The organism is Niveispirillum sp., from assembly GCF_052437035.1.
Taxonomy (GTDB): domain Bacteria; phylum Pseudomonadota; class Alphaproteobacteria; order Azospirillales; family Azospirillaceae; genus Niveispirillum.
Map to the genome: position 1 here is coordinate 243380 of NZ_JBQVOH010000001.1, position 23251 is coordinate 266630.

The following is a 23251-nucleotide window of genomic DNA, read 5'->3' on the forward strand; positions in this document are numbered from 1 at the left end:
CATCTGCAGCCACGTCCAGAATTCCTTGAACGCCAGCTGGGGACGGGCCTGCGCGTATGCACCCAGACGATCGGCAACCCGTTCGCTTAGCGTACGCGTTACTTCCTCATAGGCGACTTCGGGTAGGCCGTGTGCAACCTGAATGTCGCCCGTGCGAGGGTCGGCAGCCCGGAAAGAGTGGGCGCCATCGCGAAACGCATATGCAACTCGGATCGGTTCGTCTTGATACATCCTGTCCGTCCTCCAGCGGAGTACGAAGTTTATGTACCAAATGCCGGCCTGGACGGAAAGGAAAAATCCATTGCACGATACGCAGTGCAGCAATCCGTCTTTTTGCGGGCTCTGCGCGAAAGGGTGTTTCAAATGAACATTTGTAAAATATCGCACCAACCCGATCGGGGTATTCAATAATCGCCGGAAATCGGGTTGGGCGCGCCTTGATCATTCGATCACGATACGGGGTGCGGCCCGCCCGCTGCCGATGCTGATCTTGTCCCAGACGCGGGCGGCGATGGAACGGTAGACCTTGGCATGGTCGCTGTCGGGCTGGGAGACAACGATGGGGTCGCCGCCGTCGCTGGTCTCCCGGATGGCGATATCCAGCGGCACCTCGCCCAGGAAATCGATCCCCAGCTTGTCGGCTTCGGCCCTGGCACCGCCATGGCTGAAAATATCGCTGCGGTGGCCGCAATTGGGGCAGCAGAAATAGGACATGTTCTCCACAATGCCCAGGACGGGCACATCGACGCGGCGGAACATGTTCAGCCCCTTGCGCGCATCCAGCAGGGCAATGTCCTGCGGCGTGGAGACGATGACGGCGCCGGCCAGCGGCACATTCTGCGACAAGGACAGCTGCGCATCACCCGTGCCCGGCGGCATGTCGACCACCAGCACATCCAGTTCGCCCCAGGCGACATCGCGCAGCATCTGCTGAATGGCGCCCATCACCATGGGGCCGCGCCAGATCATCGGGGTTTCTTCGGCCACCAGGAAGCCCATGGACATGACCTTCACCCCATGGCGCACATGCGGGCGCAGGACCTTGCCATCGGCGGTTTCCGGCTTGCCCGACAGGCCCATCATGCGGGGAAGGGACGGGCCATAGATATCGGCATCCAGCAGACCGACGCGCAACCCATTGGCCGCCATGCCCAGCGCCAGATTGACCGAGGTCGTGGATTTGCCCACCCCGCCCTTGCCCGACGCCACCGCGATGATGGCGCGCACGCCGGGCACGCCGATCTTAGCAGGTTTCGGCGGCGGGGCGGCGGCGGGGGCGGGACCATGGCTGTGACCCTTATGGTCATGCCCCTTATGATCATGGCCGCCCCCCAGCTTTGGCGGTGCACGATGGGCCGTCAGCATGGCGGTGACCGAGGTAACGCCGGGCAGGGCGTCCACGGCCTTTTCCGCCGCCTGACGCAGGGGTTCCAATGCGGCGCCGCGGCTTGGGTCCACCTCCAGCGCGAAGGCGACATTGCCGCCCTTCACCGTCAGGCCGGAAATCATGCCCAGCGACACGACATCCGCACCCCGGTCGGGGTCCTTCACGGTGCCGAGTGCCTTCAGAACCTGTTCCTCGCTGACCACGGCCATGGTTGAAAACCCCGTTCTTTTCCCAATATCTGCGGTGACCGATGGCCCAAGGGCCTTGTCTCCGGTGCGCCGCGATATATAGGGTGGCGTATCACAGAGAGAAAGCGTCCTGTCCCTGGGGGCAGGCCTGTCGGTTTGGCAGTTACGTGGGTCCAATCACCAAAGGGTCGGCAATATGCCCTGGAACAATCAAGGTGGCGGCAATGGCGGTGGCCCCTGGGGTTCTCCCCCGGGTGGTGGCGGCAATGGCGGCGGTAACAATCCGTGGGGCCGTCCGCCCGGCGGTGGCGGCGGCGGGCAACCGCCCGGCGGCCCCGACCTGGAGGAACTGCTGCGCAAGGGGCAGGAGCGGTTCAAGAACCTGACGCCCGGCGGCCTGGGCGGCGGCAAGGGCATCGCGCTCGGGCTGGTCGCCCTGGGCTTGCTGTGGGGCCTGTCGGGCATTTACCGCGTGCAGCCCGACGAGCAGGGCGTGGTTCGCCGATTCGGTGAATATGTCCGCACCGAACAGCCGGGCCTGCGTTATCACCTGCCCGCCCCAATCGAAATGGTGGACACGCCCAAGGTGACGCTGGTCAACCGTCTGGAGGTCGGCTACCGCTCCGGCACCGACAGCCGGCGTCCCGGCGGCGGCGACATCCTTGACGAAAGCCTGATGCTGACAGGCGATGAGAATATCATCGACATCGACTTCACGGTCCTGTGGGTGATCAAGGATGCGGGCAATTACCTGTTCAAGATCCGCGATCCGGCCAACACCGTGAAGATGGCCGCCGAAAGCGCCATGCGCGAAGTGATCGGCCGCACCGATATCCAGCCCGCGCTGACCGAGGCGCGCCAGGATATCGAACAGCAGACCAAGGCCCTGTTGCAGACCATGCTGGACGAGTACCAGTCCGGTATCGAGATCACGCAGGTGCAGTTGCAGAAGGTGGACCCGCCGGCCCCCGTGGTCGATGCGTTCAACGATGTGCAGCGCGCCCGCCAGGACCGCGAGCGTCTGCGTAACGAGGCCGAGGCTTATCGCAACGACATCATCCCCCGCGCCCGTGGTGAGGCCGAACAGCTGATCCAGCAGGCATCGGCCTATCGTGAACAGGTGGTGAGCCTGGCACAGGGTGATGCGCAGCGTTTCGCCCAGGTTCTTGCGGCCTATAGTCAGGCGCCGGAAGTTACGGCCCGCCGCATGTATCTTGAAACGATGCAGGAGGTGCTGGGCGGCACCAACAAGGTCATCATCGATCAGGGCAAGGGCAGCGGTGTCGTGCCGTTCCTGCCGCTGAACGAGTTGACGAACCAGATCCGCCAACAGACGCCGGCCGTTCCGGCCGCACCGCGCCAGTAAGGGGGACGGACCATGAGCACCAAACTTGTCGCTCTCGGCATTGCCGCCGCCGCAACCGCCATCCTGGCCTCGGCCTCCCTGTTCACCGTGAACCAGACCCAACAGGCCCTGGTGCTGCAATTGGGTGAATGGAAGCGGACCATTCAGGAGCCGGGCCTGCATGCCAAGATCCCGTTCGTGCAGAATGTGGTTCTGCTGGACGCCCGCGTGCTGGATGTCGATCCGCCGGTCGAACAGGTGATCCTGGCCGACCAGAAGCGTCTGGAAGTGGACGCGTTTGCACGTTATCGCATCACCGAACCGTTGAAGTTCTATACGTCGGTCGGCAATGAGAACGTGGCCGAACAGCGTCTGGCCGCCACCGTCAATTCGGCCCTGCGCCGTGTGCTGGGTAACGCCACCTTGCTGGCCGTCCTGTCCAAGGAACGCGGCAAGGTGATGACCGACATCAAGGCGCAGGTGAACCAGGAAGCCGCCCAGTTCGGGGTGGAGATCGTGGATGTCCGCATCCGCCGCGCCGACCTGCCCGAAGCCACCTCGCAGGCCGTTTATGAGCGTATGCGGTCGGAACGCGAGCGCGAGGCCAAGGAAGCCCGCGCGCAGGGTAGTGAACAGGCCCAGCAGATCCGTAGCCGGGCCGAGCGTGAACGCACCGTGATCCTGGCTGAAGCCCAGCGCGACAGCCAGGTGCTGCGCGGTGAGGGCGACAACCAGGCTATCCGTATCCTGGCCGAATCCGCGAACAAGAACCCGGAATTCTATGGGTTCTACCGGTCGCTGGATGCCTATAAGGCGGCGATGAAGGGCGATAACACGCAGATGGTCCTGTCACCGGACAGCGAGTTCTTCCGCTACTTCAACAGCACGGGCGGCGTGACCAAGCGGTGATGCTGCCTTGCGCGGGGCGGTTTTGACCGCCCCGCGCCCCCTCCTTTTCCGGACACCTCCCGTGACCGATTTCCTGACCGCACTGGCCCTGGTCTTTGTGATCGAGGGGCTTCTTTATGCCGTTGCGCCCAATTCCATGCGGGACATGGCCCAGCGCATTACCGGCATGGAGCCTGTCATGCTGCGCCGGATCGGCTTGGGTGCCGCCATCCTGGGCGTCGTGGCCTTGGCCGCGATCCGGGGCTAGAGCTGTTTTACGGTATACCGGAAACAGCTCCGGCAGCGACTGCTGCCGCGCCGCACGTGCGGCGTGAAGCCAAGCCAACGGACGTTGGCGCCGGCGCCTGAGGAAAACGAAAGGCTGTAGCGTGTTTCCAGACAACGGAAACACGCTACAAAGGTTCTGGTGCCGCTTTTCACACCCAAGACCATCCGCCTGTTACGAAGGAATGCTTCGCAAGGCGGTCTTTCACGCTATATTCGTTGGCTGTCGGTGCGCCCCTTTCGGGCCGGCGTGCCGATGCGTGCCCCGGGGTGTGGGCGCGGATGACCGGCCCCTGGAGATTGACGTGATCGACGCCTTCCGTTCCCGTTCCGCCCGCGCCACTGCCGGGGCCGTCGTCCGGGAAGGCCGCGTGGCCGGCCTCTTGTCGTTGCTGGCGGTGACCGCCGCCCTGATCTTCACCCCGCCGGCCCTGGCCCAGCGTGGCGCGCCCGACAGTTTCGCGCCGCTGGCCGAAAAGACGCTGCCGTCGGTGGTCAATATCTCGACCAGCCAGACGATCCAGAACAAGCAGGGTGGCCGCGGCGCCGTGCCCATGCCCGACTTCCCCCCCGGCTCGCCCATGGAAGAATTCTTCCGCGACTTCCTGGAACGCCAGCAGCAGGGCCAGGGCGCCCCGCGCAAGGCGCAGTCGCTGGGGTCGGGCTTCATCATCGACGCGTCGGGTTATATCGTCACCAACAACCACGTGATTGAAGGTGCCGACGAAATCACCGTCATCTTCCAGGATGCCGACCAGACCGAACTGAAGGCCAAGCTGATCGGCACCGACAAGGAGACCGATCTGGCCCTGCTGAAGGTTGAGACCAAGCAGAAGTTGACCGCCCTGAAATGGGGCGACAGCGATGTGCTGAAGGTCGGTGACTGGGTGGTGGCCATCGGTAATCCGTTCGGCCTGGGTGGCACCGTCACCGCCGGCATCGTGTCGGCCCGCGCCCGTGATATCGGTGCCGGTCGCTTTGACGATTTCATCCAGACCGACGCCGCCATCAACCAGGGCAATTCCGGTGGCCCGCTGGTCAATCTGGCCGGCGACGTGGTTGGCATCAATTCGGCCATCTACAGCCGTACGGGCGGTTCGGTCGGTATCGGCTTTGCCATCCCGTCCAGCATGGCCCGCACCGTGATTGAGGAAATCCGCAAGGCCGGCAAGGTGCGCCGTGGCTGGCTGGGCGTGCAGATACAGTCGGTGACCCCGGAAATCGCCGAAAGCATGGGGCTGGCCCATCACAAGGGTGCCCTGGTCGGCACCGTGACGGAGGGCAGCCCCGCCGCCGCCGCCGGTTTGAAGCCCGGCGACGTCATCCTGACCTTTGACGGCAAGGAGGTTGCCAACAACCGCACCCTGCCGCGCATGGTGGCCGGCACACCGGTGGGCACCAAGGTCAATGTCGGCATTTCCCGCAAGGGCACGCCGGTGAATGTGACCGTTGCCCTGGCCGAATTCCCCGAGGAACCCGCCGCCGCAGAAGAGGAGCAGCCCGAGGAGCAGCAGTCTGGCACCTCCGGTGCGCAGCAGCAGGTGGACGCGCTGGGCCTCACCGTTTCCGCCATCACCGCCGAACTGCGCAAGCAGTTCGAACTGGCTGAGGGCACCAAGGGCGTGGTCATCACCAAGGTGAATCCCAACGCCCCTGCCCAGTCGCGTCAGCTGCGCCCCGGCGACGTGGTGCTGGAGGTCAGTCAGCAACCGGTAACCACCCCCGCCGACGTGCAGGACCGCGTGGGCAAGGCCAAGACCGCCGGCCAGAAGGCCGTGCTGCTGCTGGTCGAACGCCGTGGTGAACAGACCTTCCTGGCCCTGTCGCTGGAGGGTGCACCGTAAGGATCACCGCATCGGCGGTAAATGGCATGGCCCCGGTCCACCTGTATGGGTGGGCCGGGGCTTTTCATTTGTTCGTCCCCTGAACCACCCGCCCTTGACACCCAACCCCATCATCCCGCACCTTCCCTCCCGTCCAAGGGGAACCCCGGCAAGGGGCTGAGACACCGCATGGACCGCCAGGATGGCGGCACCGGCGCGGGAACCCTTCGAACCTGATCCGGGTCGTACCGGCGTAGGGATGGAAGCATAGGGGCCCCGTTTGCCCCAACCGTGCCGCCTCACCGCACGCAAACCCGGATCTCCAACGCAAGGGAGGTCCAGATGCCAGATACCAACATTACCGATCCCGAATTCCGCGTGACCACCGGCCCGCTGCCCGCCAGCCGGAAGGTGCATGTGGCAGGGGAGCGTTTTCCCGATATCCGCGTGGCCATGCGCGAGATCGATCTATCGCCCAGCGCCAATGAGGCACCGGTGCGCGTCTATGATCCGTCCGGTCCCTATACCGACCCGTCCATCCGTACCGATATCCGTTCGGGCCTGCCCGAACTGCGCCGCGCCTGGGTGACCGCGCGCGGGGATGTGGAGGCGTATGGTGGCCGCGAGGTGAAACCGGAGGATAATGGTCTGCGCGAGGGGCAGGAAAGCCCCGTGCCGCTGTTTGACCGGGCATCCCGCACGCCGTTGCGCGCCAAGGCAGGGGCGAACGTGTCCCAGCTTCATTATGCCCGCAAAGGCATCATCACGCCGGAAATGGAATATGTCGCCATCCGCGAGAATCTGGGCCGGGCGAAGCTGGCGGAACAGGCCGCGCGCGATGGCGAGGATTTCGGGGCGTCGATCCCCGATTATGTGACCCCGGAATTTGTGCGGGACGAGATTGCGCGCGGTCGCGCCATCATCCCCAATAATATCAACCACCCGGAGACGGAGCCGATGATCATCGGCCGGAACTTCCTGGTGAAGATCAACGCCAATATCGGCAATTCGGCGGTGACCTCGTCCGTCGCGGATGAGGTGGACAAGCTGGTCTGGGCCATCCGTTGGGGCGCCGATACGGTGATGGACCTGTCCACGGGCCGCAATATCCACACGATCCGCGAATGGATCATCCGCAATTCGCCGGTCCCCATCGGCACCGTGCCCATCTATCAGGCGCTGGAAAAGGTGGGGGGCAAGGCGGAGGACCTGACCTGGGAACTGTTCCGCGATACCCTGATCGAACAGGCCGAACAGGGCGTGGATTATTTCACCATCCATGCCGGTGTGCGGCTGGCCCATATCCCGCTGACGGCCAAACGGGTGACGGGGATCGTCAGCCGGGGCGGCTCCATCATGGCGAAATGGTGCCTGGCCCATCACAAGGAGAACTTCCTCTACACGCATTTCGAGGAGATCTGCGAGATCATGAAGGCGTATGACATCGCCTTCTCGCTGGGTGACGGTTTGCGCCCCGGCAGCATTGCCGACGCCAATGACGCGGCTCAGTTCGCGGAGCTGGACACGCTGGGCGAACTGACCCAGATCGCCTGGAAGCATGATGTGCAGGTGATGATCGAGGGGCCGGGCCATGTGCCCATGCACAAGATCAAGGCCAATATGGACAAGCAGTTGAAGGTCTGTGGCGAGGCACCCTTCTACACGCTGGGGCCGCTGACCACCGATATCGCGCCGGGGTACGACCATATCACCAGCGGCATCGGGGCGGCCATGATCGGCTGGTTCGGCACGTCTATGCTCTGCTACGTCACGCCCAAGGAGCATCTGGGCCTGCCCGACCGTGACGATGTGAAGGTGGGGGTGATCACCTACAAGCTGGCCGCCCATGCCGCCGATCTGGCCAAGGGGCATCCCGGTGCGCAGGAACGTGATGACGCTCTGTCACGCGCCCGGTTTGAGTTCCGCTGGCGCGACCAGTTCAACCTGTCGCTGGACCCCGAAACGGCGGAGAAATATCACGACCAGACCCTGCCGGCCGAAGGCGCCAAGCTGGCGCATTTCTGCTCCATGTGCGGGCCGAAATTCTGCTCCATGAAGATCACGCAGGAAGTGCGCGATTACGCAGCGGCGCAGGAGGGGATGGCCGCCATGTCGGCGGCGTTCAAGGAGAAGGGTGGGCAGGTGTACCTGTCGGACAGGCCGGTGCCGGAGGATCATCACTGAGGGGGCAGGTCAGGGAGCGGGTGGTGCGAAGGCCACCCGCTCCGGCTTGCGGGGCGGATCAATCAAAAAGAACCATGCACAGATAATTTATTAATAAATATAAGGCAAAATAGCTAATTATATTATCAAGTCAGGAGGTGGATCATGCGGGCACGTATCCTTGGTTCCTTGGTCGCGCTGTCATTTTATAGCCTTTCCCTCCTCCATGCCGTACCCGCCGCAGCATTGACCTTTGTCGAGGTTGATTATACCTGCCCCATCACCGGGGAGAAATTCACCGCCCCAACAATGGCATCCGGGACCTCTTTCGGCAGTCGGCTTGATTTTCGGAAAGTTGGGCCCATCGCCTCGCCTTGGCCGATGGTCACCTGTCCCAGCAACGGCTTCCCCCTGTTTCAGGAAGAATTCAAAACAGAACAGATTGAAACCTTGAAGGCCTTCGCTGCGACACCGGAATACAAGGCGTTGGTGGCAAGCCATCCCGTCTATTACCTGGTCGCCCGCTTGCAGCGTCTGTTGGGTTATACAACAGAGGATATCGCCTTCAGTCTTCTGTACGCGTCCTGGCAGGCGGAGGCGAATGAGCAGAAAGCACTGGGCTATCTGGAAGAGGCGCTGCCGCTGTTCCAGGAAGTTCTTGAAAAGCAACCACCGGTCGATGTCCGTAATGTGGCCAGCTTGCGCTTTCTGACCGTCGAGCTGCATCGCCGGCTGGGTCGGTTTGAACAGGCGGCGGCCTTGCTAGAGAAATACCGGGCGGAGTTGGAACCGGTGGTACCGCCCGACTTCATGGTGTTGGAAACCAAGCTGATCCAGCAGCGGGTGTCGGTACCGGCAACGCCCGAAAGGCCGAAGGACAAGTCGCCCTGAAACAAAAGGCCCCCGTCCGCATCGCGAACGGGGGCCTTTCTTCTGGCCGTTCGGGGCCGGAAATGCCGTCAGGCGCGGGCCAGGCGGTCCATTTCCTCCTTCACGCGCAATTTCTCCATTTTCAGGCGGGTCAGGGTCGTTGTGTCGGGCATGGGACGGCGCGCTTCCATGCGCACCTCCCGATCCAGGTTCTCGTGCTTCGTACGCAGCGATTCAACACGCTCGGGGAACAACATACGGCCTCTCCTTCTTGAACGATGGAACAACGGACCTGTCTGGTTGTTGGGACCTGAAACGCGGCTTGACCTTTCCTGAGGGACAAAACATGGGTCACGATCCTGACATGGAATCGTAACTTGCGGCTCTATGCATATGGATAGGGTGGTGGGGTTTTTCGAGGGGCGGATTAGCCACCCTGGACGAAAACCATCGGGGGCGCTACATCACCTCCATGGCAGATATCCTCCCACAGCCGGCCGGTTCTTCCGGTCCTGACCAGAACCCGGCATCCACACCGCCCCGACGGATGATTGTCGGGATCAGCGGGGCGTCGGGCATTGTTTACGGCATACGCCTGCTTGAAACGTTACGCCGGCTGGGCATCGAATCCCACCTCGTAATGAGCAGGTCTGCCGAGGTGACCTCTGCGCACGAGTCGGGGCTGAAGGTGGCTGACATTCGCGCATTGGCCGACGTCACCTATGCCATCACCGATATCGGGGCTGCCATATCATCGGGCAGTTTCCGCACCATGGGCATGATCGTCGCGCCTTGTTCGGTGCGCTCCCTGTCGGAGATTGCGTCGGGGGTCACCAGTTCGCTGCTGACCCGTGCCGCCGATGTCGTGCTGAAGGAACGCCGACGGCTGGTGCTGATGCTGCGCGAGACGCCGCTGCATCTGGGCCATATCCGCTCCATGGCGGCGGTGACGGAGATGGGGGCCATCGTCTATCCGCCCGTTCCTGCCTTCTATGCCAATCCGCAAAGCCTGGACGACATGGTCGACCATACGATCGGGCGCGTGCTCGACCTGTTCGATATCGACACGGGCCGGGTGCGGCGCTGGGGGGAGGGGGGGTAACCCTCCTTTCCATATGCTGCCGGCCTGCTTACATTGGCATCATCCTTGCCGAAGGCTTTCCCATGTCCAGTCCTGCCCACGCCCATCACCACCATGACCATGCCGTCCGCCATGACCATGGCTCGTGCGTCAAGGATGCGCTGGCGCGGGCCGACGCGCTCTGTACCGAACGCGGCGTGCGCCTGACGTCGCAGCGGGCGCGGGTGCTGGAACTGGTCTGGTCCAGCCACAAGCCGCGTGGCGCCTATGCCATCCTGGAGGACCTGTCGGCGGATGGAAAGCGGGTGGCTCCCCTGACTGTCTACCGTGCCCTGGATTTCCTGCTGGAACAGGGGCTGATCCATCGGATCGAAAGCCAGAATGCCTTTGTCGGCTGTCCTGATCCGGGTACGGCGCATACGGGGCAGTTCCTGGTCTGCTCCTGCTGCGGCAACGCCACCGAACTGACCGACCGCGGCATTGCGGCGGCCATCGCCGACAGTGCGGCGGCGCAGGGTTTTACCGTGCAGCGGCAGACCGTTGAAGTAACGGGCATCTGCCCCGACTGCCGCGACCATTGACGATTGGGGTATTGGTCCCCCACATGTCCGTTTAAGTAACCGACCTTTCTCTGCCCGAGGAATCCTCCCTTGTCCACGCAACAGACCCCGCCCAGCCCGCCGCCCCGCCTGCCCATTTCCGTCCTGACCGGGTTTTTGGGCAGCGGCAAGACCACGCTGCTGTCGCGCCTGATCCGCGACCCGGCCATGGTGCGCACCGCCGTCGTCATCAATGAATTTGGCGAGGTCGGGCTGGACCATCTGCTGGTGGAACAGTCGGACGAGAATATGGTGCTGATGGATAGCGGCTGCCTGTGCTGCACCATCCGTTCCGACCTGGCCGAGACGCTGCGCGACCTCTACATGAAGCGTATGCGCGGCGAGATCCCGGAATTCGACCGGGTGGTGATCGAGACGACGGGTCTGGCCGATCCGGCGCCCATCCTGCACACGCTGATGACCGATCCGCTGATCGCCTCGCGCTTCCGTCTGGACGGGGTCGTGACCACCATCGACAGCGTCCATGGCATGGGCCAGTTGGACGAACACGAGGAAAGCCTGAAGCAGGCGGCGGTGGCCGACCGCGTGGTCCTGACCAAGACCGATCTGGCCGAACCGGCCCAGGTGGAGGCCCTGCGCCGCCGCCTGCATGACCTCAACCCCGGTGCGGTGCATGTCGACGCGCAGAAGGATCAGGGCCTGCCGGTCCTGCTGTTCGATGCGGGCCTGTACAATCCCAACACCAAGTCGCTGGACGTGCAGCGCTGGTTGAAGGCCGAGGCGTATGAGGGTGGTCATGATGATCACCATGATCATGACCACGGCCATTGCGACCACGACCATGGCCATTGCACCCATGACCATCATGAACATGGGCATGATCACGGCCATGATCACCACGCCCATGACCATGGGCACGACCATCATGATCATGATCATAGCCATTGCGACCATGATCACGGCCACTGTGATCACGACCATGGGCATGGCCACGACCATCACCACCATGACGTCAACCGTCACAATGACAAGATCTCGTCCTTCGTGATCCGGTCGGAAAAGCCGCTGCCCTGGGACGGTCTGGTGACCTTCTTCGAGACGGTGGCCAAGGCGCAGGGCGACAATATCCTGCGCGTGAAGGGCCTGCTGAATGTCGAGGAGGCGGAACGCCCCATCGTCATCCACGGCGTGCAGCACCTGTTCCATCCGCCCGTGCAGCTTGACGCCTGGCCCACCGCCGACCAGAGCACCCGCATCGTCTTCATCGTCAAGGATTTGAAGCGCGAAACGGTGCAGGAACTGTTCGACAGCGTGGTGAACGCCAAGGCGGCGTAAGTCCGTCGCATGCGCTTCGCTTATGCGACCTACGGGGACAGGCGGTTTTCGTAGGTCGCATAAGGGCGATTGCCCGCATGCGACACCGCCTCACCACCCCACATACCCCATCGCCCACAGCCACCCGATGGCCAGGACGATGGAGGACAGCGTCATCGGCACCCCGCATCTGGCATGTTCCCAGAAGCCCAGGGTCACGCCGCTGGCTGCCGCGCGTTCCACCACGATCAGGTTGGCAAGGCTGCCCAGCAGCAGCAGGTTGCCCGACAGGGTGGACAGGACGGCGAGCGCGTAAAGCGCGCCTTCCGGCGGGCTAGGCCAGACCTGCATCAGCAGCAGTACCGCCGGTACATTGCCGATGGAATTGCTGGCCGCCAGTGATAGGGGGGCCAGCACCGACAGCCGGTCGATGGGCCAGCCGCTGCTGGCCAGCGCCGCCACCATCTCCCCCGGCAGGCCGGTGCGGGCCAGGGCCGCTGTCACCACAAACAAGGCCGCGAACAGCACCAGCAGGTGCCAGTCAACCAGCCCCAGCATGCGCCGGCTGGCGAACCGGCGGCTGATCAGCATGGCGGCGGCCACGGCCAGAACCCCTTCTTCCTGCGGCAGGGGGGTGGCGAAGAAGATCAGCAGCGCCAGGGTGGCCAGCAGCGCCTTTTTCAGATGCCACAGGTCCAGGTCGGGCGGGGCCAGGGGCAGGGGGCTGGCATCGGCCATTTCCAGCCGCCCGCGCCAGACAAGGGCGACGGTGGCGAAGACGCAGCCCATGCCCAGCAGGGCCGGTACGCCGCAGGCCGCCAGAAAAGGCCAGAAATCCAGGTGGCCCAGTTGTCCGATCAGGATGTTCTGCGGATTGCCGATGATGGTGGCCGCCGATCCAGCATTGGCGGCACCCGCCAGCGCGATCAGATAGGGCCGCGCATCCAGCCCCCGCGCCAGCAGCCCGGCGCAGAGCAGCGGCGTCATGGCAAAGACCACCACATCATTGGCCAGTACCGCCGACAGCCCACCGCCCACCGCCACCACGAGCGCCAGCAGCGCCACGGGGCTGTACGCCGCCTGCGCCAGCCGGACGGCGCACCAGCCATAGAAGCCCGCCAGTTCGAACTGCGCCGACAGGATCATCAGACCCAGCAGGATGAACAGGGTCGGGTAATCGATGGCCGCACCCAGCGCATCACCCGGCATGGCACCGGCCAGCGCCAGAATGACGGCGCCCAGCAGGGCGATGCCGGTCCGGTCGATCTGCAATCCGGGGAAGCGGCCCACGGCCATGCCCAGATAGACCAGCACGAAGATGGTGAGGATCAGGATGGTCATGGGCGCCGGTGGGGATGGGGAGACTGTCCCCTTGGCGTACAACGCCGGGACCGACGGGGCCATGGGAATTTCGGTTGGGAAAATAGTTAGGTATTTTACAAACTATTCCCTTGCGGCCATGCCTGCGCCCTGATAGTTAGGTTTATGCCTAACATTCAAACCGACCCGATACAGCTTGACCGCATGTTCCACGCCCTGGCCGATCCGTCGCGCCGCGCGGTGCTGGAACGGCTGGCCGAAGGGCCGGCCAGTGTGGGGGAGCTGGCAAAGCCGCTGCCCATGGCCCTGCCCAGCCTGATGCAGCATCTGCGGCTGCTGGAGGATTGCGGCCTGATCCAGACGGAAAAGGTGGGGCGTGTCCGCACCTGCCGGCTTCAGCCCCACGCGATGGATGCGGCGGGGGAATGGATTGCGCGGCAGCGGGCCGTCTGGGAGGCCCGGTTCGACCGGCTGGACGCCTATTTGCAGATATTGAAGCAACAGGAGGAAGCGACCGATGACGACCCCACCGCCCGCTGACCGCAGCATGGTGATCACCCGTACCCTGAACGCGCCGCGCCCGATGGTGTGGAAGGTGCTGACCGACCCGAAGCATATCCCCCTGTTCTGGGGCCCCAACGGCTTCTCCACCACGGTGCACGAGATGGATGTGCGACCGGGCGGTACCTGGCGCTACACGATGCATGGATGGGGTCAGGATTTCGAGAACTGGATCCGCTATCGCAAGGTCGAGGCGCCGGCCCTGCTGGAGTATGAGCATGGCGGTGACGATCCCGACCATTGCCTGTTCGATGCCTCCATCCGATTGGAGGAGGTGGGGGCGGACAAGACCAGGGTGACCCTGACCATGGTCTGCCCCACCGTGGAGTCGCTGGAGGAAAAGCGCAAATTCGGGGCGGAGGCCGGCGGCCATCAGACGCTGGAGCGGCTGGAACGTCAGGTGCTGGTCGCCGACCGCGATCTGGGGATCACGCGCATCCTGGATGTGCCGCGCGATCTGGTCTGGAAGGCCTGGACCAGCCCGGAACATCTGAAGCAATGGTGGTGCCCGCGCCCCTGGCAGACCGTGGAGGTCCGCATGGACCTGCGGCCCGGCGGGGAATTCTATACCCGCATGGAGGGGCCGGATGGCGGCGTGTCGGACAATCCCGGCATCTTCCTGCTGATCGAAGAGGGCAAGCGCCTGGTCTTCACCAACATGATGGCGCCGGAATTCCGGCCCGTGACGCCGGGCTTCGTCGCCTTCACCGCCGACATCACCTTTGAGGATCATCTGGGTGGCACACGCTATACCGCGCGCGCCATGCACCAGACGCCCGAAGGTGCGGCCAGCCATGCCGAGATGGGCTTCTATGATGGCTGGTCGACCGTGGTGGATCAGCTTTTGGAGGCGGCGAAGAGCTGGAAACTGTAAGGTTTACGCCGCCACAACGATCCCGTCGACCGCCGGCAGGTTCAGCATGTCCAGCGTCACCCCCTCGCGCGCGGCAAAGGCGCCGGGGAAACGCTGGGCTGCCTCCCGCTCGATGGCGGCCATGGCGGCGTCATCATGGTCGGGGTCGTGGTGGAACAGGCACAGGCGCTTGGCACCCGCCGCCTCCATCAGCTTCACGCCCTCGTTCCAGGTCGAATGGCCCCAGCCGACACGGGTGGCGTATTCCGCCTCCGTGTAGGTCGTGTCATAGACGACGACGTCCGCGCCCTCGATCAGGCGCAGGATATTCTGGTCCAGCTGCCCCGGCACATGTTCGGTGTCGGTGACATAGCAGAAGGACTTGCCCGCATATTCGATGCGATAGCCAACGGCACCCCCGGGATGGTTCAGCTCACCCGTCTTCACGACCAGGCCGGGGGCCAGGTCCAGCTGGTCACCGGCATGCAGGTTCTGAAAGCCGATCTTGGCGCGCATGGTGGTCAGCGGCACCGGGAACAGCGGCTTTTCCATGCAGGTGGTCAGCACCTCCCCGATGCAGGAACAGCCCGACAGGTCACGGGCGAAGATATCCAGGCTGAAATCCGGGACATAGCCGGGTTCGAAGAAGGGGAAGCCGTTGATATGGTCCCAATGGGCGTGGCTGAGCAGCAGGGTGGCGTTGCGGATATTGTCGCGCAGGAAATGCTTGCCCATCGGGCGCAGGCCCGTGCCGGCATCCAGCACCAGCGTGCGGCCACCCACGGTCACCTCGATGCAGCTGGTATTGCCGCCATAGGTTAGATGCGAGGCGAAGGCACAGGGGAAGGTCCCGCGCACGCCCCAGAACTTAACCTTGAACTCCATGACACGCCCCTGGGGCCGGGCGATGCCCGGCCGATTGCCCCCGGTTACCAGCGGACACATTCCGCCAGACGCCCCGAAGGTTCCACAAAAATAAATGCGACCGTGCCGATGTTCCTGTGACGAGGCACACAGGCGCAGTCACGAATCTGTCATGGCGGGCGTGCATCGGGATAGGTTGGAAAGCGCTGTGGCAATATTACCGCCGGATGCGGTGGTCCAGGCGCTCATCCTCCAGGCCGGCCGGTTCCTGATGGATTGCGAATTCGGCACTGGGGAAGGCGGCGCGCAACTCCCGCTCGATCTCGTCGGTGATGTCGTGCGCTTGGGCCAGGGTCAAATGCGGGTCCAGTTCCAGGTGGAATTCGATATGCTGGCCGATGCCGGTGGACCGGGTGCGCAGATCATGGATGCCGCGGGTCTGACGGTGGGCGCGGACCACTTCCTTCACGCGTGCCCGGTCGCCATCGGGCAATTCGCGATCCATCAGCACGCCCAGCGCGTCGCGCACGATGCGGCTGGCACCCCAGACCAGGAAGGCGGCGATGCCGAGCGCGAAGATCGGGTCCCAATAGGGCCAGCCGGTCCATGCCGTCAGGCCCAGCGCCGCGATGACAGCAGAATTCATCAGCAGATCGCCGCTGTAATGCATGCTGTCGGCAGCAATCGCCATGGATTTCGTACGCCGGATCACCCAGCGCTGCACCAGCAGCAGCAGGCCCGTCATCACGATGGCGAAAACCATGGTGGCGATGCCCAGTTCGGCATTCTCCACCGGGCGCGGCTCCGCCAGCCGGCCTACACCTTCATAGCCCAGGAACACGCCTGAACCGGCCACGAACGCCGCCTGGGCCAGGGCCGCCAGCGGTTCGGCCTTGCCACGACCGAACCGGTGTTTGCTGTCGGGCGGCTGCAACGCCTGCGCCACCCCCAGCAGGGTGACAACGGACGCCAGCAGATCGACCGAACTGTCCATTAGCGAGGACAGGATGGCGACCGCCCCCGTGGCCATGTAGGAGGCCAGCTTGGCCGCGATCAGGATCAGGGCAACGGTCACACTGGCATAGGTTGCCCACCGCCTGTACCGATCCGCCGCCGCTGCCGTTATCGTCACCGCACACCTGTCACATCAGGGGTAAAGCCGGCCCTTTTTCCATTCCCCCTCACCCTCGCGGGTGAACAGGATACGGTCATGCAGCCGGTATTCGCGATCCTGCCAGAATTCAATGCGGTCGGGAACGACGCGGAAGCCGGTCCAGTGCGGGGGGCGCGGCACTTCGCCGCCATCGAACCGCGCCTCGGTATCGGCCACGGCCTGCTCCAGGGTGGCGCGGCTGTCGAGCGGGCGCGACTGCTGGCTGGCCCAGGCGCCGATGCGGCTGCCGCGTGGGCGGCTGGCGAAATAGGCGTCGGCCTCTGCGTCCGTCACCCGCTCCACCGGCCCTTCGATCCGCACCTGACGGCGCAGCGACTTCCAATGGAAGGTCAGGGCGGCGAAATGGGTGGCGTCCAACTGGTCGCCCTTGCGGCTCTGCGTATTGGTGTAGAAGGTGAAACCCCGGTCATCCAGGCCCTTCAGCAGCAGGATGCGCACCGACGGGCGGCCATCGGCGCCGACGGTGGCCACCGACATGGCGTTGGGATCATTGATCTCCGCCGTCTCGGCCTCGGCGAACCACGCCCGGAACTGCGCGAAAGGGTCGGTGGCGTTTTCCAGCGTCATGGCTTGATCTTCGTCATAGTTGCGCCTGAATTCATCACGAAGATAAGGAGCATGGGTTGTTTGTCCATGCCGTCCCCCGCATGGCACCCGTCCGCAGGCGGAAACGCCCGATGGCGAATGGTTCGGGGGCAAAGCATGATCCGAGAAAGGTTCTGAAAAATGATTCGCAAGATCGTTGTCGCCACCGCCCTGGTGGCCCTGCTGGCCGGGTGTCAGACCACGGGCGGCAACAAGCAGACCGGTGGCGCCGTGATCGGCGGCCTGATGGGCGGTCTGGCCGGCAGCCAGATCGGTGGCGGTTCGGGCAAGCTGTGGGCGACCGGCGCCGGTGCGGTGCTGGGTGCGCTGATCGGTTCGGAAGTGGGCGCCTCGCTGGACAAGGCTGACCGCGCCGCCCTGGAACGCAACACCTACGCGTCCTTCAACGCGCCGCTGAACCAACCCATCGTCTGGGATAACCCCAATAACAGCAACCGCGTCATCGTGACGCCCACCCAGGAAGGCCGTCAGGCCGGCACCAACGCCTATTGTCGCGAATACCAGCAGACGATCATCGTCGGTGGCCGCAGTGAACAGGCCTATGGCCGCGCCTGTCAGCAGCCGGACGGTTCCTGGAAGATCGTCAGCTGACGATCGCCCAATCGGCAGGACAAATGATCACCCCGCGTCAGGGTCTACCCCCTGGCGCGGGGTTTTTTATACGCATGCGCTGGCCGCTTCCTGTCGGCCATGCTTGACCGGGGGCCGATGGGGCGTAGGATGCGGCAGGTTTTCACTTTTTCTGCCTGCTGGTGACCATGCGCGATCCCTACCTTGTCCTCGGCCTGACGCGGAGTGCCTCTGCCGATGACATCAAGCAGGCCTTTCGCGGATTGGCCAAGCAGTTCCATCCGGACCTCAATCCCGGTCGCCCTGACATTGAACAGAAGTTCAAGGAGGTCAACGCCGCCTATTCCCTACTGTCCGATCCGGACAAGCGGGCGCGGTTCGACAAGGGCGAGATCGATGCCAGCGGCGCCGAACGGCCCGACCGCACCTTCCGCCGCGCCTGGGGCGCGGGGCCGGGTACGGGACGTGGGGCTGGATTCGGTGCGCGCGGTCCCGGCGGCGGGGCCAAGCCGGGTGCCGGTGGCGCCGGTGCGGGCGACGATCCCTTTGCCGATGATCTCTTCAACGATATTTTCGGGGCGACCAAGCGGCGCTATTCCGCCGGCTCCGGTGCCGGCGTCAAGGCCAAGGGCAGCGACGTCAATTATTCGGTCAGCGTCAGCTTTGCCGATGCCTGCCTGGGTGCCAAGCGCCGGCTGACCCTGTCCACGGGCAAGACCATCGATGTCAACATCCCGCCCGGTACGCGCGATCAGACCAAGCTGCGCCTGAAGGGGCAGGGTCTGGCGGGGCTGGGCGGTGCCGGGGCCGGCGACGCGATTGTCGAGGTGCTGGTGGACCCCCACCCGCTATTCACCCGCAAGGATGACGACATCCATCTGGATGTGCCGGTGACGTTGCAGGAAGCGGTCCTGGGGGCGGCCATCAAGGTGCCGACCCTGGACGGGCAGGTGGCCGTGAAGGTGCCCGCCGGCGCCAATAGCGGCACGATCCTGCGCCTGAAGGGCAAGGGCATCCCCAATGCCGACCGCAAGGTCACGGGCGACCTTTATGTGAAGCTGATGGTGATGCTGCCGGAAAAGCCGGATGCCGAGCTGTCCAGCTTCATCGAGCGCTGGTCCAAGGGCAAGGATTACGACGTGCGGCGCAAGCTGGGGGTGTGATCCCCCCAGTTGCGTTTACGGTGTTACTTTTTATCGTCCTTGGCCTTTTCCACGGCATCATCCGCCTTGTCGCGCAGGTCCTTCACGGCTTCGCCGGCCTTGTCGCGGGCGTCTTCCAGCTTGTCGCCGGTCTTTTCGGCGGCATCGTCGATCTTCTCACCCGCCCGTTCGGCCGGGCCCTTCTTGTCGCAGGCTGTCAGGGCCATGGGGGCTGCCAGAAGCATGACGGCCAGGGTGCCCTGGCGCAGAAGGTTCATCCGCATGATCTCTCTCCATCCATTTGTATCTTTCGACCACCCCTGACGGGTGGTCTTCGGCGATAGAACAGCCAAAGGGGGCGGAAGGTTCCCGCCCCCCTTGGCGTTGGCCTGCCGCGATCTAGCTCCTGTTGCCCCTAAAGGACAGGACGGAACAGCGTTATGGCATCCCCCATCATCATTATTGGTGCGACCGGCGGCACCGGTCAGGCCCTGGCCCGGCGGTTGGCGGCCAAGGGCCATGCCCTGCATCTGGTGGCGCGCGATGCGGTGCGGGTGGAGGATCTGGCCCAGAACCTGGGCGCCACCCATGCCGTCGCCGATGTGATGGCAGAGGATGCGCTGGCCGATGCGGTGGCGCTGGGCGACCGGGGTGAAGGCATCGCGGGTCTGGCCTATTGCGTCGGCTCCATCGTCATCAAGCCCTTGAAGGCGACCCGTAGTGCTGATTTCCTGACAGCCTTCAACCTGAACCTGCTGGGTGCGGCCACGGCCCTGCGCGCGGCGGAAAAGGGGTTGAAGGCGGCCAAGGGGGCGGTCGTGCTGTTCTCAACCGTCGCCGTCGAACAGGGCTTTACCAACCATGCCGTTATTGCGGCGGCCAAGGGGGCGGTGGCGGGCCTGGGCCGGGCCATGGCGGCGGAATGGGCACCGCATGTGCGCGTGAATGTCATCGCTCCGTCTTTGACCCGCACGCCGCTGGCGGCACCGCTGCTGTCCTCCGAACAGATGGCGCAGGGGATTGCCGCCATGCACCCGCTGGCAAGGCTGGGGGAGGCCGATGATCTGGCTGCCATGGCAGATTTTTTGCTGTCCGCCGATGCCGGATGGATCACAGGGCAGGTTCTGGCCGTTGATGGGGGACGTAGTACACTTCGCACCAAGGGATAGGAGACGAACATGCATCGCCGCCACCTGATCCTCTCATGCCCGCTGGCTCTGGGCCTTGGCCTGATCCTGCCGCGCCGGTCGGCGGGATTCATCCTTCCGGAAACGGATGCCGTTTCCTTTTCCGTGTTCCGCAAGAATGACAGCCCTATGGGCTTTCACCGGATGCGCTTCACGCGCGACGGTGACCGGCTGATCATGGAAAAGGAAATCAGTCTGGAGGTGACGCTGGCCTTCGTCACCGCCTATCGCTACCGCCACCGCAACCGGGAGGTCTGGGAGGCGGGGCGGCTGATCGAGATTGAAACCCGCACCGATGATGACGGCGACGATTACTGGCTGCGCGCCAAGGCGGGGCCGGACGGGCTGATGGTCGAAGGCAGCGGGGGGGCCTATGTGGCCCCCGCCGACATCATCCCCACCAGCTATTGGAACAACGCCATCACCGGCGCGACCCAGCTTCTGGACACGCAACGCGGCCTGATCATGGATGTGCGGATGGAGGATAGGGGACCGGAGGTGTTGGACACGCAATCCGGCCCGACGCGGGCGCATCGCCACACCATCAACATCCTGACCAACCCGCCCGGCAAGACCAACCAGATCGACCTCTGGTACGATGATACCGGCCAATGGGTGGGGCTGGCGTTTGAGGCGAAGGGACAGAAAATCACCTATATCCTGGATAGCGTTCCGGTGCCGCCGCAGCCTGCCCCGCAATCGGCCTCCACCCCATGAGCGGTGCTGTCCGTCTGGTCTTGGGCGATCAGCTGTCGCGCAATCTGGCGTCCTTACGCGGGCTGGACAAGGACCAGGATGTGGTCCTGCTGGCAGAGGTGATGGCGGAGGCGACCTATGTCCCCCACCACCCGCAGAAGATCGCCTTTCTGTTCAGTGCCATGCGGCACTTTGCCGAAGAGCTGCGGGCGGATGGCATCCACGTCGATTACATCCGCCTGGATGATCCCGACAATAGCGGCACCCTGGGCGGGGAACTGTCACGCGCCATTGCCCGGCATGGGGCCGCCCGCGCCATCGTCACCTTCCCCGGTGAATGGCGTGTCTGGAAACAGATGCGGCAATGGCAGCAGGATTTCAGCGTTCCGGTTGAGGTGAAGGAGGATGACCGTTTCTTCTGCCCCATCGCGCGCTTCCGCTCCTGGGCCGATGGGCGCAAGCAGCTGCGCATGGAGTTCTTTTACCGGGAGATGCGGCGCGACTATAAAATCCTGCTGACGGAAGAGGGGCAGCCGGAGGGCGGGCAATGGAATTTCGATGCGGAGAACCGTAAGTCCCTGCCCAAGGGCCTGAAAATCCCTCCCCCCTATCGCGAAGAACCCGATGCCATTACCGCCGAGGTGCTGTCCCTGGTCGCCGACCGTTTCGCCGGCCATTTCGGCAAACTGGAAGGGTTCTTCTATGCCGTCACGGCGGCGGGGGCGGAACGGGCGCTGGACCATTTCATCCGCCATTGCCTGCCTTTGTTCGGGGATTATCAGGATGCGATGGCCATGGGGCAGGAAACCCTGTTCCATTCCATCCTGTCGCCCTACATCAATGCCGGCCTGCTGGACCCGCGCCGCGTGGTGGATGCCGCCGAAACCGCATGGCGGCGGGGGCAAGCGCCGTTGAATGCGGTGGAAGGGTTCATCCGCCAGATTCTGGGCTGGCGCGAATATGTGCGCGGCATCTACTGGCTGAAAATGCCGGGATATGCTGAGACCAACGCACTGAACGCCCACCGCCCACTGCCCGATTTCTATTGGACCGGGCGCACCGACATGAATTGCATGGCGCAGGTCATCGGGCAGACGGAACGTCTGGCCTACGCCCACCATATCCAGCGCCTGATGGTGACGGGCAATTTCGCCCTGTTGCTGGGCGTGGAGCCAGCGCAGATCGAGGAATGGTACCTGGCTGTCTATGCCGATGCCTATGATTGGGTGGAACTGCCCAATGTGCATGGCATGGTGATGCATGCCGATGGCGGCTATCTGGGCAGCAAACCCTATGCCGCCAGCGGCAAGTATATTCAGCGCATGTCGGATTACTGCACCCGCTGCCGCTACGATGTGAAGGAAACCACCGGCCCCACCGCCTGCCCCTTCAACGCCCTCTATTGGAACTTCCTGATGGAGAATGAGGGCAAGCTGCGCGCCAATCCCCGCATGGGTCTGGTTTATAAGGGCCTGGACGGCATGGAACCGGCCAAGCGCGACGGCATCCGGGATCAGGCCGGGCGGTTCATTGCGGGGCTGGTGCCAGCCTATCCGGCCACGGGAACGGAGAGATCATGACCAATCTGCACACCCCCACCCCAACCGATGGTTTTGCCTGGGTTACCGGTGCCTCTTCCGGGATTGGGGAGCATGTGGCGCTGGCGCTGGCGGCGGAAGGGTGGACCGTGCTGGCCAGTGCGCGGCGGGTGGAGCCGTTGGCAGCATTGGCGGCGCGGGCCGTGGGGTCGGGGCGGATTATTCCGGTGCCGCTGGATATCACCGATGCCGATGGGGTGAAGGCAGCGCTGGCGCCGCATGGCCCCATCGCGCTGGCGGTGCTGAATGCCGGGACCTATCAGCCGGATGCGGCCAAGGACCTGGACCCCGCCACATTCGCCCGCACCATTGATGTCAACCTGATCGGTACCGTGAACTGTCTGGCCGCCATCCTGCCGGGCATGATCACGGCGAAGCGGGGGCATGTGGCGGTGGTGTCCTCTGTGGCGGGCTATCGCGGCCTGCCCCGGTCCCTGGCCTATGGCGCGTCCAAGGCGGCCTTGAACAATATGACCGAGAGCCTGAAGCTGGATGTGGAGCGGTATGGCATCAAGGTGCAGCTGGTCTGCCCTGGGTTCATCAAGACGCCCCTGACCGACAAGAACGACTTCCCCATGCCGTTCCTGATGCCGGTAGAGAAGGCGGCAGCGCGGCTGGTGGCGGGACTTAAAGGCAACGGGTTCCAGATAACGTTCCCCCGTCGCTTTACATGGCTGCTTCTGCTGTTGCGCTGTTTTCCCGATGCACTGTATTTCATGATGGTCCGTGGAACCGTGCCGAAATAAGCGCCGGGATTGGACCCTCAGGAAACGGCT

General features: G+C 64.0%; 24 protein-coding genes and 1 riboswitch. Of the genes, 17 read left to right on the forward strand and 7 right to left on the reverse strand.

The window, feature by feature from the left end:
* Window positions 1–441: 441 nt before the first annotated feature.
* Window positions 442–1596 carry an iron-sulfur cluster carrier protein ApbC gene (apbC, locus tag ACT6Q8_RS01150; protein WP_444733741.1) on the reverse strand — a complete coding sequence of 385 codons (1155 nt, stop codon included), beginning with the start codon at window positions 1594–1596 and terminating at the stop codon, window positions 442–444.
* A 175-nt stretch (window positions 1597–1771) separates the two neighbouring features.
* On the opposite strand from apbC, the gene hflK reads away from it, so the two are divergent.
* The 6 genes from hflK (at window position 1772) to ACT6Q8_RS01180 (ending at window position 8970) form a co-directional block, all read left to right on the forward strand.
* Window positions 1772–2941, forward strand: coding sequence for an FtsH protease activity modulator HflK (gene hflK, locus ACT6Q8_RS01155; RefSeq protein ID WP_054165830.1), 1170 nt, complete (start codon window positions 1772–1774; stop codon window positions 2939–2941).
* A gap of 12 nt (window positions 2942–2953) precedes the next feature.
* On the forward strand, window positions 2954–3829 hold the full coding sequence (hflC, locus tag ACT6Q8_RS01160) for a protease modulator HflC (RefSeq protein ID WP_054165831.1): 876 nt from the start codon (window positions 2954–2956) through the stop codon (window positions 3827–3829).
* Between the two features lie 61 nt (window positions 3830–3890).
* Window positions 3891–4076, forward strand: a complete 186-nt coding sequence (locus ACT6Q8_RS01165) for a DUF2065 domain-containing protein (protein ID WP_054165832.1) — start codon at window positions 3891–3893, stop codon at window positions 4074–4076.
* 322 nt (window positions 4077–4398) lie between these two features.
* Complete coding sequence (locus ACT6Q8_RS01170; protein ID WP_444739325.1) at window positions 4399–5937, forward strand: DegQ family serine endoprotease; 1539 nt, start codon at window positions 4399–4401, stop codon at window positions 5935–5937.
* 126 nt (window positions 5938–6063) lie between these two features.
* Window positions 6064–6193: riboswitch (TPP riboswitch) on the forward strand.
* Window positions 6194–6258: 65 nt separating this feature from the next.
* Window positions 6259–8100: a phosphomethylpyrimidine synthase ThiC gene (thiC, locus tag ACT6Q8_RS01175; protein ID WP_444739326.1), complete on the forward strand. Its 1842-nt coding sequence runs from the start codon at window positions 6259–6261 to the stop codon at window positions 8098–8100.
* 168 nt (window positions 8101–8268) lie between these two features.
* Complete coding sequence (locus ACT6Q8_RS01180; protein WP_444739327.1) at window positions 8269–8970, forward strand: DUF2225 domain-containing protein; 702 nt, start codon at window positions 8269–8271, stop codon at window positions 8968–8970.
* A gap of 68 nt (window positions 8971–9038) precedes the next feature.
* Here ACT6Q8_RS01180 and ACT6Q8_RS01185 read toward each other — a convergent pair whose 3' ends face one another.
* Window positions 9039–9206, reverse strand: coding sequence for a YdcH family protein (locus ACT6Q8_RS01185; RefSeq protein ID WP_082371911.1), 168 nt, complete (start codon window positions 9204–9206; stop codon window positions 9039–9041).
* A 290-nt stretch (window positions 9207–9496) separates the two neighbouring features.
* Between ACT6Q8_RS01185 and ACT6Q8_RS01190 the strand changes: the two genes are divergently transcribed.
* From ACT6Q8_RS01190 to ACT6Q8_RS01200, 3 genes are all read left to right on the forward strand, one after another.
* The gene (locus ACT6Q8_RS01190) at window positions 9497–10051 is read left to right on the forward strand and encodes a UbiX family flavin prenyltransferase (protein WP_054165835.1); all 555 of its coding nucleotides are present in this window, start codon (window positions 9497–9499) and stop codon (window positions 10049–10051) included.
* A 62-nt stretch (window positions 10052–10113) separates the two neighbouring features.
* Window positions 10114–10611 (forward strand): Fur family transcriptional regulator, encoded by a 498-nt coding sequence (locus ACT6Q8_RS01195; protein ID WP_054165836.1) that lies wholly within the window; start codon window positions 10114–10116, stop codon window positions 10609–10611.
* A gap of 69 nt (window positions 10612–10680) precedes the next feature.
* On the forward strand, window positions 10681–11925 hold the full coding sequence (locus ACT6Q8_RS01200) for a CobW family GTP-binding protein (protein ID WP_082371913.1): 1245 nt from the start codon (window positions 10681–10683) through the stop codon (window positions 11923–11925).
* A 90-nt stretch (window positions 11926–12015) separates the two neighbouring features.
* Here ACT6Q8_RS01200 and ACT6Q8_RS01205 read toward each other — a convergent pair whose 3' ends face one another.
* Complete coding sequence (locus ACT6Q8_RS01205; RefSeq protein WP_054165837.1) at window positions 12016–13245, reverse strand: SLC13 family permease; 1230 nt, start codon at window positions 13243–13245, stop codon at window positions 12016–12018.
* A 144-nt stretch (window positions 13246–13389) separates the two neighbouring features.
* Here ACT6Q8_RS01205 and ACT6Q8_RS01210 point away from each other — a divergent pair, with 144 nt between their 5' ends.
* Both ACT6Q8_RS01210 and ACT6Q8_RS01215 read left to right on the forward strand, forming a co-directional pair.
* The gene (locus ACT6Q8_RS01210) at window positions 13390–13764 is read left to right on the forward strand and encodes an ArsR/SmtB family transcription factor (protein WP_054165838.1); all 375 of its coding nucleotides are present in this window, start codon (window positions 13390–13392) and stop codon (window positions 13762–13764) included.
* Window positions 13742–14659 carry an SRPBCC domain-containing protein gene (locus ACT6Q8_RS01215; RefSeq protein WP_082371914.1) on the forward strand — a complete coding sequence of 306 codons (918 nt, stop codon included), beginning with the start codon at window positions 13742–13744 and terminating at the stop codon, window positions 14657–14659. Before ACT6Q8_RS01210 ends, ACT6Q8_RS01215 begins: the two co-directional genes overlap by 23 nt.
* Window positions 14660–14662: 3 nt before the next feature.
* On the opposite strand, the gene ACT6Q8_RS01220 is transcribed toward ACT6Q8_RS01215, so the two are convergent.
* From ACT6Q8_RS01220 to pdxH, 3 genes are all read right to left on the reverse strand, one after another.
* Window positions 14663–15523 (reverse strand): MBL fold metallo-hydrolase, encoded by an 861-nt coding sequence (locus ACT6Q8_RS01220; RefSeq protein WP_444735017.1) that lies wholly within the window; start codon window positions 15521–15523, stop codon window positions 14663–14665.
* 196 nt (window positions 15524–15719) lie between these two features.
* Window positions 15720–16634, reverse strand: a complete 915-nt coding sequence (locus ACT6Q8_RS01225; RefSeq protein ID WP_444735018.1) for a cation diffusion facilitator family transporter — start codon at window positions 16632–16634, stop codon at window positions 15720–15722.
* 15 nt (window positions 16635–16649) lie between these two features.
* Window positions 16650–17243: a pyridoxamine 5'-phosphate oxidase gene (gene pdxH, locus ACT6Q8_RS01230; protein ID WP_054165839.1), complete on the reverse strand. Its 594-nt coding sequence runs from the start codon at window positions 17241–17243 to the stop codon at window positions 16650–16652.
* Between the two features lie 159 nt (window positions 17244–17402).
* Between pdxH and ACT6Q8_RS01235 the strand changes: the two genes are divergently transcribed.
* Window positions 17403–17873, forward strand: coding sequence for an RT0821/Lpp0805 family surface protein (locus tag ACT6Q8_RS01235; protein WP_054165840.1), 471 nt, complete (start codon window positions 17403–17405; stop codon window positions 17871–17873).
* Between the two features lie 167 nt (window positions 17874–18040).
* Window positions 18041–19015, forward strand: coding sequence for a DnaJ C-terminal domain-containing protein (locus tag ACT6Q8_RS01240; protein WP_054165841.1), 975 nt, complete (start codon window positions 18041–18043; stop codon window positions 19013–19015).
* A gap of 23 nt (window positions 19016–19038) precedes the next feature.
* Here ACT6Q8_RS01240 and ACT6Q8_RS01245 read toward each other — a convergent pair whose 3' ends face one another.
* On the reverse strand, window positions 19039–19278 hold the full coding sequence (locus ACT6Q8_RS01245) for a hypothetical protein (RefSeq protein WP_444735019.1): 240 nt from the start codon (window positions 19276–19278) through the stop codon (window positions 19039–19041).
* 156 nt (window positions 19279–19434) lie between these two features.
* On the opposite strand from ACT6Q8_RS01245, the gene ACT6Q8_RS01250 reads away from it, so the two are divergent.
* Genes ACT6Q8_RS01250 through ACT6Q8_RS01265 form a run of 4 tightly spaced genes read left to right on the forward strand, consistent with a single transcriptional unit; the run spans window position 19435 to window position 23221 of the window.
* Window positions 19435–20163, forward strand: coding sequence for an SDR family NAD(P)-dependent oxidoreductase (locus ACT6Q8_RS01250; RefSeq protein ID WP_054165843.1), 729 nt, complete (start codon window positions 19435–19437; stop codon window positions 20161–20163).
* A 9-nt stretch (window positions 20164–20172) separates the two neighbouring features.
* Window positions 20173–20898 (forward strand): DUF6134 family protein, encoded by a 726-nt coding sequence (locus ACT6Q8_RS01255; protein WP_054165844.1) that lies wholly within the window; start codon window positions 20173–20175, stop codon window positions 20896–20898.
* A complete protein-coding gene (locus ACT6Q8_RS01260; protein ID WP_444735020.1) occupies window positions 20895–22457 on the forward strand; it encodes a cryptochrome/photolyase family protein in 1563 nt (520 codons plus the stop codon). Before ACT6Q8_RS01255 ends, ACT6Q8_RS01260 begins: the two co-directional genes overlap by 4 nt.
* On the forward strand, window positions 22454–23221 hold the full coding sequence (locus tag ACT6Q8_RS01265; protein WP_444735021.1) for an SDR family NAD(P)-dependent oxidoreductase: 768 nt from the start codon (window positions 22454–22456) through the stop codon (window positions 23219–23221). The genes ACT6Q8_RS01260 and ACT6Q8_RS01265 overlap by 4 nt, the downstream gene beginning before the upstream one ends.
* Window positions 23222–23251: the final 30 nt, after the last annotated feature.

Coding starts and splice junctions, on each gene's coding strand:
- apbC (WP_444733741.1), bottom strand. CDS start 1,596: ATGGCCGTGGTCAGCGAGGAACAGGTTCTGAAGGCACTCGGCACCGTG.
- hflK (WP_054165830.1), top strand. CDS start 1,772: ATGCCCTGGAACAATCAAGGTGGCGGCAATGGCGGTGGCCCCTGGGGT.
- hflC (WP_054165831.1), top strand. CDS start 2,954: ATGAGCACCAAACTTGTCGCTCTCGGCATTGCCGCCGCCGCAACCGCC.
- thiC (WP_444739326.1), top strand. CDS start 6,259: ATGCCAGATACCAACATTACCGATCCCGAATTCCGCGTGACCACCGGC.
- ACT6Q8_RS01185 (WP_082371911.1), bottom strand. CDS start 9,206: ATGTTGTTCCCCGAGCGTGTTGAATCGCTGCGTACGAAGCACGAGAAC.
- ACT6Q8_RS01190 (WP_054165835.1), top strand. CDS start 9,497: ATGATTGTCGGGATCAGCGGGGCGTCGGGCATTGTTTACGGCATACGC.
- ACT6Q8_RS01195 (WP_054165836.1), top strand. CDS start 10,114: ATGTCCAGTCCTGCCCACGCCCATCACCACCATGACCATGCCGTCCGC.
- ACT6Q8_RS01205 (WP_054165837.1), bottom strand. CDS start 13,245: ATGACCATCCTGATCCTCACCATCTTCGTGCTGGTCTATCTGGGCATG.
- ACT6Q8_RS01210 (WP_054165838.1), top strand. CDS start 13,390: ATGCCTAACATTCAAACCGACCCGATACAGCTTGACCGCATGTTCCAC.
- ACT6Q8_RS01215 (WP_082371914.1), top strand. CDS start 13,742: ATGACGACCCCACCGCCCGCTGACCGCAGCATGGTGATCACCCGTACC.
- ACT6Q8_RS01220 (WP_444735017.1), bottom strand. CDS start 15,523: ATGGAGTTCAAGGTTAAGTTCTGGGGCGTGCGCGGGACCTTCCCCTGT.
- pdxH (WP_054165839.1), bottom strand. CDS start 17,243: ATGACGCTGGAAAACGCCACCGACCCTTTCGCGCAGTTCCGGGCGTGG.
- ACT6Q8_RS01235 (WP_054165840.1), top strand. CDS start 17,403: ATGATTCGCAAGATCGTTGTCGCCACCGCCCTGGTGGCCCTGCTGGCC.
- ACT6Q8_RS01240 (WP_054165841.1), top strand. CDS start 18,041: ATGCGCGATCCCTACCTTGTCCTCGGCCTGACGCGGAGTGCCTCTGCC.
- ACT6Q8_RS01245 (WP_444735019.1), bottom strand. CDS start 19,278: ATGCGGATGAACCTTCTGCGCCAGGGCACCCTGGCCGTCATGCTTCTG.
- ACT6Q8_RS01250 (WP_054165843.1), top strand. CDS start 19,435: ATGGCATCCCCCATCATCATTATTGGTGCGACCGGCGGCACCGGTCAG.
- ACT6Q8_RS01255 (WP_054165844.1), top strand. CDS start 20,173: ATGCATCGCCGCCACCTGATCCTCTCATGCCCGCTGGCTCTGGGCCTT.
- ACT6Q8_RS01260 (WP_444735020.1), top strand. CDS start 20,895: ATGAGCGGTGCTGTCCGTCTGGTCTTGGGCGATCAGCTGTCGCGCAAT.
- ACT6Q8_RS01265 (WP_444735021.1), top strand. CDS start 22,454: ATGACCAATCTGCACACCCCCACCCCAACCGATGGTTTTGCCTGGGTT.